Source organism: Frischella japonica, assembly GCF_014489845.1.
GTDB lineage: Bacteria > Pseudomonadota > Gammaproteobacteria > Enterobacterales > Orbaceae > Frischella > Frischella japonica.
The window spans coordinates 47,925-58,420 of sequence record NZ_JABURY010000017.1 but is presented as its reverse complement, the minus strand read 5'-3'; the positions used below and the strand labels follow the sequence as shown (position 1 = coordinate 58,420).

The 10,496-nt window shown below is 33.3% G+C and carries 8 protein-coding genes, 1 tRNA gene and 1 pseudogene; all 10 read right to left on the bottom strand.

The features are described from left to right. The coding region (locus FcAc13_RS08600) for a hypothetical protein (protein WP_187755810.1) at positions 1-559 on the bottom strand (559 nt) is incomplete at its 3' end. A 317-nt stretch (positions 560-876) separates the two neighbouring features. Next, a complete protein-coding gene (locus FcAc13_RS08595; protein ID WP_187755809.1) occupies positions 877-1,407 on the bottom strand; it encodes a DUF4303 domain-containing protein in 531 nt (176 codons plus the stop codon). Between the two features lie 274 nt (positions 1,408-1,681). After that, the gene (locus FcAc13_RS08590; protein WP_187755808.1) at positions 1,682-2,317 is read right to left on the bottom strand and encodes a hypothetical protein; all 636 of its coding nucleotides are present in this window, start codon (positions 2,315-2,317) and stop codon (positions 1,682-1,684) included. 323 nt (positions 2,318-2,640) lie between these two features. Further along, positions 2,641-3,683, bottom strand: a pseudogene (locus FcAc13_RS08585) (IS3 family transposase). A gap of 346 nt (positions 3,684-4,029) precedes the next feature. Beyond that, a tRNA-Gly gene (locus FcAc13_RS08580) sits at positions 4,030-4,105 on the bottom strand. 67 nt (positions 4,106-4,172) lie between these two features. Beyond that, a complete protein-coding gene (locus tag FcAc13_RS08575; RefSeq protein WP_187755807.1) occupies positions 4,173-4,436 on the bottom strand; it encodes a DUF1145 domain-containing protein in 264 nt (87 codons plus the stop codon). Next, complete coding sequence (rsmD, locus tag FcAc13_RS08570; RefSeq protein ID WP_187755806.1) at positions 4,436-5,002, bottom strand: 16S rRNA (guanine(966)-N(2))-methyltransferase RsmD; 567 nt, start codon at positions 5,000-5,002, stop codon at positions 4,436-4,438. The genes FcAc13_RS08575 and rsmD overlap by 1 nt, the downstream gene beginning before the upstream one ends. A gap of 26 nt (positions 5,003-5,028) precedes the next feature. Then, on the bottom strand, positions 5,029-7,653 hold the full coding sequence (locus tag FcAc13_RS08565; RefSeq protein WP_187755805.1) for a transglycosylase domain-containing protein: 2,625 nt from the start codon (positions 7,651-7,653) through the stop codon (positions 5,029-5,031). 258 nt (positions 7,654-7,911) lie between these two features. After that, positions 7,912-9,309 (bottom strand): heavy metal sensor histidine kinase, encoded by a 1,398-nt coding sequence (locus FcAc13_RS08560; protein ID WP_187755804.1) that lies wholly within the window; start codon positions 9,307-9,309, stop codon positions 7,912-7,914. Between the two features lie 31 nt (positions 9,310-9,340). Next, on the bottom strand, positions 9,341-10,030 hold the full coding sequence (locus tag FcAc13_RS08555) for a heavy metal response regulator transcription factor (RefSeq protein WP_187755803.1): 690 nt from the start codon (positions 10,028-10,030) through the stop codon (positions 9,341-9,343). Positions 10,031-10,496: the final 466 nt, after the last annotated feature.

Here is a 10,496-nt window from a genome sequence, read left to right as displayed (position 1 = left end):
CTGGGCGTTCAAGTTGGATGATGCCTTGGTATTGTCCAAATTCGGGATATTTTTCGTATAAGCCGGAAAAGTCCAGTGTTTGATTGCCTTCGTAATCTTCGTATTTCCTCTTAGAATCGATATATTTTCGGGCTGCATAGGTTCCGTCCTGATCAAATACAAAGTGGATCCGGTACTCTTGGTCTTCGCTGCTGTTTCCAGGGATAAATTGATAAAACCAAACTTCTTGTAGAAATAACGTTCGATCTTCTTTTACTTCATGAAAAAGATAAGTTAGATACTCACGACCGTCATTATCGATAAAATTAACGCCAACATGTTTATTTCTTGGCACGATGGTAACGTAACAATCGGGGTAAAGTGATTGTTCGGACTGTAATATGCAAAACTCATATCCCAATAAATGCTCGTGGTTATATTTAGCAACTTCTTCGGAAGTGAGCTGGCCTTTTTCTACTTTATTTCTAAATTTGGTTTTATTCCATGAGTCCCATCTGCTTACTGAACTTGTTTGATCTTTTATTTTCTGCAAAAAAAATCCTAAATACTTGACTACCATAGCCAACCTCCTTTATCTGTTATATTTATATCGTTTGCCTGATATATCTCTTATTATGGCAGCTTTTTTTAGTCTCGTAGTTTAAAACTTCTTTGAAAATTTTTCTGTGTGTTTGGCTACTTCTCATATCATCTTTTCTGGTAATTCGTTTTCTCTTCTTGCAAGAACTTCGACATGTTGTTCGCTATGTGTGATAACTGTTGAGCAGGCGTATTTGCCCGTGAGTTGCTTAATAAATTTCTTTGTTTTTTTATTTATATTTTTAGAACTGAATAACTTTTTTGCTTATTATTTTTTCTAAGCCATATTATTTGCTTCTATTCTTCTGAATCTAGCCAATTTTTAAATTGCATAAATTGAGTTGCATCATTTAGTCTTTGCGCAATAGCTTTTTCAATTTCTTTGTCATCAAAATCACTAATACCAAACATTAATACAAATTCTCTGTTTAAATTTTTAAATAGTGATTCCTGTTTTAGTTCCTGCAAAACTTCTACTGCAATGTTTAAGATTTTATCTTTATGTTTTTCAAATAATCTTTGCTTATCAGATATTTTTCTATGTTCATTTAATAGTTCTTCATTTATTTTTGCAACGTGTATTTCATTTATCATTTCATATTGCCATTCATTAATACTCCATTTGAAGTATTCATCATTGCCCTTTTCCTCTTGCTGTAAATCTTTTAAATGGGTTATGGTGTTACAACAAATTGACATGCTCATAACCGACTCATCGGTATATATACCAAATCCGCAGATTTCTTCTGGTTTTAAGTTTTTAGCACACTTTAAAAAAGTTGCTTTAGTTATTTTTTTTAGGTTTTCTTTAAATTCTGAATAGTTCATATTTGTTTTTACGGATATTATTATCGAATTTGGTGACAGAATGACTCGTCACCTCTAACTGGCAAATACGCAAAATCTAGGATGGGGTCGTCTTTTTTATCATTTTTTGCCGGTGAAAGATTATGCTTTCGAGAATATCCTTCGTATAGCTTTTCTTCTAATTCTTCCTTTCTTTCCGAATTCAGTCTTATCCTTTATAGGTTTTGTTAACTTCGGATATTTCTTTATGATTATTTTTCCCTCTAACTGATTTATCTTTATATTATTCAGGAATTTATTCTTCAAATGTATGGGTAGTTTCTTTAAGCACTTTGCCTTTTTCTCCATCTAATTCTACATCTTGAATAATTTTATTTCCATATTTGTCCTGTTCTTTTGTATCCCAGCTCAAATACCAAATTGGCCGATTGTTTTCATTTTCTCTCCATACTCGAGTAAAAGGATCCAACAAATCGACCTTTCTATTTTCTAACCAAAGTTTTACTTTTTCCCACGGAAAACTTTTATAGGGAGCATCATAATCTGTTTGTTTAATAATATTTCCTTCTTTATCATAATCAACTACAACCCCTTTAGTAAAAGCGTTGCCATGAAATATTAAACCTTTTAATTTTATATTTCCATTTGAATAATAATTACATTTTAGAATAAAAGGATTATGTTTTGTTGAGATTTCCACCCAATATTCATCTTGTAGTTTTGTTAAAAAATATTTTTCATTATTTTTTTTAAATGTCCAACTGCCATTTTTTTGGTGTTTATTAAATTCCTCTATATTAAATTTTTCCATGACAGTATCTCTTGATTCTGTAAATAATTGTTTATTTATTTTTTCATGACATTCTAACTTTTCTTGTCCGTAGCAAGAAATACTAATTAAGTAAGCTGAAATTAATAATATTTTTTTCATGAATTATGACCCTATCCTATAGCTTTCTCTGAATTCTTTAGTAATATCTACTACTGTTTGGTTAGATAACATCTCAAAATTATTAAATCCATCTGATGGTACACCAACATAGCTCCCACCAAATTTCTTTAAAAAATCTATATAATACTGACTGAATTTGACATGAAGCTCTTCCTATGCATCATCTATTTCTTTATCTGGCAAGGATTATCTCTAAATATTTTATTTTCTTCCTTCGAAAAAAATTAGTAATCTTATAATATAATTCTTTATTCTGACCATTCCCCAATAACAGTACCAATGCTTAAATGAGATTATTCATGCTAAGCCACTTGTTTGGCATATTCAATAGGTGACAAATAGTATAATGCACTATGAGGTCGAACATAGTTGTAATGTTTGCGCCATTTCTCAATTTCATAACGTGCTTCAGCTAGGCTCCTAAACCAATGCTGATTTAGGCATTCATTTCTGAATTTACCATTTAAACTTTCAACAAAGGCATTTTGCGTCGGTTTTCCTGGTCGAATAAAATTTAACGTTTTGTCTGTTTCTTTAGCCCAAAAAAACAGAGCTTTGCTTGTAAACTTACTGCCATTATCGCAAGTAATATATTGAGGTTTATTCCTTATTTCTATTAACTGGTTTAGAAATCTTGCCACTTGCTGACCGTTGATTGAAATTAGTTGACCTATTAACTCCCGCGAAAAATCATCTACCACATTCAATACCCTGAATCAGCGATGGCTAGCAAGCTGAACAGATACAAAATCCATCGACCATCGTTCATTTACATTTGATGGTAATAATAATGGCACTCTTTGACGATGAATTTTACCGTTCTTTTTGGTTCTAACTGGCAGTTTTTCTTCACAATATAACCGATAAGTTTGCTTTTTATTTTTGACTAGGCCCTCTGATTTTAATAAGCTGCTTAACATTAAATAACCATACTTTGGATGCTGACTAGCCAGCTCTTTTAAACGAGCTCTTAGTCCTTCATCTGACTTTGCTTTGGGCTTAAAGTGATAGACACTGCGATTCAAATTAGACAAATAACACGCTCTACACTCGGTTAATTTAAATTTATCAATTAGATGTGTTGTAATCCGTCGCCGTTTTGCAACAATCACCACTTTTTTGGTAACACATCTTTCATCGCTTCTACTGCTAGCATTCTTTCAGCAAGGAGCTTTTTTAATTTATTATTTTCTAATTTAAGCTCTTTCAATCGCTTAGCTTTATTCACTTCAAGCCCGGCATATTTACTACGCCAATGATAAAATGTACCCGCTGAAATGCCTAACTCTCGACATAAGTCATCAACCTTGACTCCTGCTTCATAGCGCTTAATTGCTTTAATGATTTGTTCTTCAGTGAATCATTTTTTCATAATGAGATCGCCTTGTTTGCTTAATTCTAATGGAAATCTCATTTAAGTTCTGGTATTTATTTGGGGGGAAAGGTCAACCTCCATTATTCTGAATAGTCGGAACGACAATACGAGATAGTTAAATCGAAGAAATGTAAGAATAGGTATGTACTGTGCAGGAAGATAACAAAATAAAGTATAAAAATTGCGTGCCTTATTTTGTATTCATTTTGCCTTAGATGTTCGATATTAATAAAAAATCTCTAAAGACAGATAAAACGTAAAATGCTCGATTCATCAATTAATTAAAGACATATAGAGAAGTGTTTAAACGTAATATTGGAGCGGGAAACGAGGTTCGAACTCGCGACCTCAACCTTGGCAAGGTTGCGCTCTACCAACTGAGCTATTCCCGCATGCGGCTTGTTCTAAACTGGAACGGGCTACATTATACAAAAAAATAATTCGTTTGCAAGCATTTTTTTATTTATGCTTGTTTTTTTTCCAACTCATTGCTTCAATAAAGCCAAAGATAAAAAGTTTAAGTACTCGGAAATGGTGTTGTTGTTTCTCTTGACGTGACAACGTTGAATTAAGTAACCAAGCCTGTAATCCATGCAATATAAAAAACGTGACAAAAGCTATATAAGCTAACATGTCAGCAGGAGCAGGGTAAGGATGGATGAAGTTAAATAATAAAAATAACCAAATACACAGATAAACTGTTTTACCAATATAAATAAACATTATGCGTCCGCTCTTATAAATAAACGAGAATAAACTTGTCCGGCAATTTTTTCACGATGTAAGTGCCAGTTGGATGGAATATGCTGAAATAATTTATTATTTTGTAATTCAGTTTCAATATAAATATAAGCACCTGCTTTTAACCAACCATTATTTTCCAATAATGCTACTGTTGCTTCAGCTAAATTATGATGAAAAGGGGGATCGATAAACACCAAATCAAACTTCTGTATTGCTGGTCTGTTTAACCAATTTAACGTATCAGTAAGATGAATTTCGATATTATCGGTTTTTAATAATTGACTATTTTTTTTCAATTGATTAGTTACAGTAGGATTTTTTTCCAACAATACCGTATGTTGAGCTCCACGCGATAGTGTTTCAAACCCTAAAGAACCACTGCCACTATAGCAATCTAAACACCTTGCATTTTGTAAGACTGGCATTAACCAGTTAAACAATGTTTCTTTAACGCGATCAGTTGTAGGACGTAAACCATTACTATCCAAAACGGGTAGTTTACGTCCTCGCCATTTACCACCGATGACTCTAATGAATCCATTCATTAATAATTCTCATGTTCAATATTAAATTAAAATAATTCCGAAGTAACACCTTGTTCATCAGTGACTTTGGTTCCCACTTCTTTAGTTGCATACTTAGTTGGTTCGGTGCCTTCAATAAAATATTCTGGTATAGAATGACTATTTGGTTGTGGTGCAAGTAAACCTGTTTTTTTATCAATTAAAACACTAATAATTGAAGCCGGTTTAATTTCAGATTCTTCTGGAACATCTTTTAAAATTTGTTGCATATAATTATTCCAGATTGGATTAGCAAGATTACCGCCTGCTTCTCCAGTAGTTGGTGCTTTATCATTGTAAATATTTTGTCTTGCTCGACCAAGTTCGCGACGGTGATCATCAAAACCTAACCAAACAGTGGTCATTAAATGGGGAGCAAACCCTGCAAACCAAACATCTTTCGATAAATTGGTTGTGCCGGTTTTACCACCAATGTCATGTCGTCCTAGTGAACGAGAACGTGAAGCTGTACCGCGCCACTGATTATCTCGATCTCCCCAAACCGTTGATTTAAGTGCATCTTTAATTAAGAAAGCAACTTCATTACTAATAACATGAGGCGCATAAGTAGGCTCATCTTGCTTAGATATGGTTGTTTTATCAACATTAACGGTTCCATCTGGATTAATGAGTTGTCTAAATGGAATATCAGCCCTTGGTAATAACATATTGTCTTCTGCTCGTAATTTTTCTTGCTCTGGCTCTTCTTGTTCGTTTGATTGTGCAACTTTTTCAACATTGTCTAAATTTGCTGTTTCAGCATTTTCATTTTTGTAAGATGATTCAATCAAACAATCTTTACATGCAATCTCAGGTTGATGCTGATAAATCAAATCCCCTTCACTATATTCAATTTTATTAATTAAATAAGGCGTAATTAAATAGCCACCATTGGCGATAACCGAGTATGCACGAGCAACTTGTAAAGGCGTGAATGAGGCAGAACCTAGAGCTAATGACTCATTACGCGATATGTTATCATGCGGAAAACCGAACCGTTCCAGATACTTTGCTGCATAATCGACGCCGATCGCACGGAGTGTTCTCACCATCATGACATTTTTTGACATACTTAGCCCAATTCTTAGACGTAGTGGACCAGCATAGATTGCCGGTGAGTTTTTTGGTCGCCATACTTCGCTTCCTGCATTACTACGCATGATTGGTGCATCATTGATAACGGTTGCCAGTGTTAAACCTTTATCTAATGCAGCTGAATAAATAAACGGTTTAATGGTGGAACCAATTTGCCGAATAGCTTGTGTTGCGCGATTGAACTTGCTGATATTATAATCAAAGCCACCGATCAACGCTTTAATTGCACCATTTTCAGGATCTATTGATACTATTGCTCCATTGATAACCGGAATTTGTGATAGCATCCAAATATCATTTTGCTGTTTAACCCAGATTAGTTGACCAGTTTTAATCACAGACGATACGGTAGTGGGTAAGGCACCTTGTTGATTGTCGCTAATAAAAGGTCTAGCCCATTTCACACCGTCAAAATTGATGGTAACGGTCTTACCATCATTCAAGATAGCTTTAGCCTGTTCGGTATTTGATTCAGTCACCACTGCTGGGCAAATTTCCTGATAGCATGAATAATTGGTTAAAGCAGCTGCGATTTCCGTGTTATTCCAAGCTTTTTCTGCTGGTTGCCATAATGTTTTTTCTGGTCCACGATAGCCATGCCGCATATCATAATTGATAATTTGCTCATGCATTGCATTATTCGCGGCTATTTGATTATTTTTCGAAATAGTGGTGTAAACTTTATAACCATCAGTGTAAGCACTATCCCCAAATTTATCATACATAAACTGTCTGGCCATTTCGGCAACATAAGGTGCGGAAAAAGCTATTTTCGGCACATAATAACCGACATTAAGTGGCTCACTGATAGCCTCATCATATTGTTCTTGGGTAATAAATTGTTGATTTAACATTCGATGTAATACCCAATTACGACGAGATAAGGCTTTTTCAGGATAAGAGATTGGATTATAAGCAGAAGGTGCGTTAGGTAAACCAGCTAATAAAGCAGCTTCGCTTAAGGTAAGATCTTTCGCTTGTTTACCATAAAAAGTGTATGCTGCCGAGCCAATACCATATGCTCGAGAGCCGAAATTAATCATGTTTAAATATAATGCGATGATTTCTTCTTTCGACAACTCTTTTTCCATACGAATAGCTAAAATTATTTCTCTAATTTTGCGGCCAACACTTCGTTCAGGGGTTAAGAAAAAGTTCTTGGCAACTTGCTGTGTAATGGTACTGCCACCCTGGGAAAACTTATGATTTTTTAAACCAATATACATTGCGCGCAAAATGCCGATGGGATCAATACCAAAGTGTTCATAAAAACGTGAATCTTCAGTTGCAATAATGGCATTGATAACAACAGGGGGGATATCTTCATATTTAAGTGGAAGCCGACGGTACTCACCAAAGGTTGCAATAAGTTCTCCCTCGCTGCTTAAAACTTGCATCGGTGTTTGTAATCGTACATCTTTTAAACGAGTCACATCCGGTAAATTTTTGGAATAGTAGAAATATCCGGCAAAAATAATAACAGCGCCCGATAAAATACCAATGATAAGAAGTTTAAGAAACCAACGAAAATACTTCACTAAATTATTCCTAAGTTAATTTTATGTATAGTTTAGTTCACTATTTTAAAAAATATCAATATGTTAACATTATTTTTGCAGCGCTAATAATTTATTGTAAAAAAAAATATTTTACAATTAATTTTTCAATTAAATTATTAGCACTGATTGTCGAAAATTTAATTTCAATATTGTTACTTTTGCAAAGTGTTGAATCGAGTGAATCACCTATTTAATGGCACAGCATTATACAACAACTTCCATGATGAATAATATTTTTTACTTTTTTGTCTGATAAAATTTACTTATTTTGATTTGTGATATAGGAAAAATCATCGTAAATCGAGTTGATGCTTTATCTGATTCGACAGTAATAGTACCGTTATGTGCTTCAACAATTGATTTAACAATCGCCAGACCAATTCCTGCGCCTTGACCATTACGATGCCTTGATTCATCAATACGATAAAAGCGATCGAATAAATGTGGTAGATGCTTTTTATTTATTTCTTTTCCTGGATTTGCAATCACAATTTTTATGGTTTTTTGATTAATTTGATTGACATTGACTGTGATAGTTCCGTCAATTGGGGTATGTTCAATCGCATTGGACAGTAAGTTACCAATAGCTCTATTAATCATTAACTTATCGCCTTGCATTAAATGGCAATGCCCTTTTAATTCCAATTTGATATTTTTCTCTTCAGCAATAAACTCAAAATAATCAAACATGGCAGTAAACATTTTCACTATATCAATGTCACTTAGTTCGGGTTTGAGTAGTTTATTATCCGCATGTGCCAAAAAAAGCATATCAGTAATGGTTTGCGATAAACGTTCAAACTCCTCCAAATGTGAATACAGTACCTCTTTATATTCACTGGTTGTTCTAGCATTATTAAGGGCGATTTGAGTTTGTGTGGTTAAATTTGTAATAGGAGTACGCATTTCATGGGCAATATCAGCGGTGAAATTACTTTGACGTTGAAAGACAAATTCCATTCGACTCAACATATTATTAAATGCTTTGATTAAACTTATGTACTTAACAGGGACAGTATTGATCGGAATACGATAATTCAAACTTTTGCTGTTAACTGATTCAATGATTTTGATTAATCGATTAATTGGTTTTTGGGTAATATAAATTGTTAATAAAGTACCAAAAAGGGTGAGAAGGCAAGCAATAAATATTAGTAATATTAGACCATCATGTAGACGATTAATAAACTCAATTTGATAATCGCGTTCGATAGCAATAAATGTCGTATATTTTTTACCTTTTAAGGTAAGAAAATCCGAAGCAGCAACACGATATGAATGATGGTTATAGTTCCAAATTGCTGTTTTTTGTTTACTTATTATTGAGTGATAATTTAATTTATTGCGCGTTAGTAATAAATTTGGTCCTCGAGTTTTATATAAAATGTTGTTTTGTTCATCAACAATACAAACCAATAAGCGATTATGGCTAGCAAGAATTAACAAAATATTTTGAATAAGATTTTCGCGATCTTCTTGCGGATCATAATAAGATATTTCACGTTCAATTGATTCAATAACCGAATGTAATTCCGCTATGTTTTGCGCAACAGAATATTTTTCAAAAGAACGTTCAATAAAATGACTTAAGCCATAAAGGAGTATACAAGTAAAAAAACAAACAATGAGCGGCATGCGTATCATTGTGAAGAAATGTATTAGTTTTTTATATTTCGTTTTCGTTAAAAACATCCAGTTTATATCCCATTCCACGAATTGTATGAATTAATTTTGGTTCAAAAGGCGCATCTATTTTATTGCGCAAACGTCTTACCGCAACATCTATAACATTTGTATCACTATCAAAGTTCATATCCCATACTTGCGAAGCAATTAATGAACGAGGTAAAACTTCACCCTGATAACGTAAGAAATATTCCAGTAGTAAAAATTCTTTGTTGGTTAATTCGATACGTTTACCTGCACGAGTTACAGTGCGTTTAGGTAAATCCATGACTAAATCAGCAATGGTCAATTGATGTAAACTAACTTGTGGGACATTACGCCTAAGAAGGGATTTGATTCTTGCTAATAGTTCGGCGAAAGAGAACGGTTTAACCAGATAATCATCAGCACCAAGATTAAGACCTTTAACTTTATCTTCAACACTACCCATAGCTGTCAAAAATATGATCTGCGTCTCTTTGCCGGCATCTCGTAATGACTGAATGATTTTCCATCCACTAATGTCAGGCAACATGACATCTAAAATAATGAGGTCATATTCTTCGGTCATGGCTCTGTGATAACCATCTAAACCATTATTCGTAAGATCGACAATAAAACCAGATTCAACTAAGCCTTGCCGTAGATATTCGCCCGTTTTTGTTTCATCTTCAACAACTAATAGTTTCATTTTGATTAAATTTTCCTTTAATGAAATTAGCCTCAGTCATTTAAGCTATATAATAAATAAACAAGCAACATTAAATAATGAAATTTTGATGATAAAAATGTCATTTCTTAGTAATGTTGATGACGGTGTTTGCAGGTTATAGTATAAAAACAATGAAGCCTAAGGCTATTTGGTAGTTGTTGTTTCATTGTTTTATTTCCTTTCATCCATTCCTTGCAATTATGCACCCCTAATCCTAATTAGGGGTTTTTTTTTGCTTAAAATAAAATGTGTGATTAAACCATTCCACATTACTCTATTTTTAACGATTTAAAAAAATGGGATAGATTATTAATCTGTCAATAAAATTGGAAAAAAACCAATAAATTATTAAATAAATTGCTGATTATTGCAAATAAACATTATACGTAATAACTAGCTATTTTATAAAAAAGTCATACTATCTTATAAAGTTAACATTTATTTG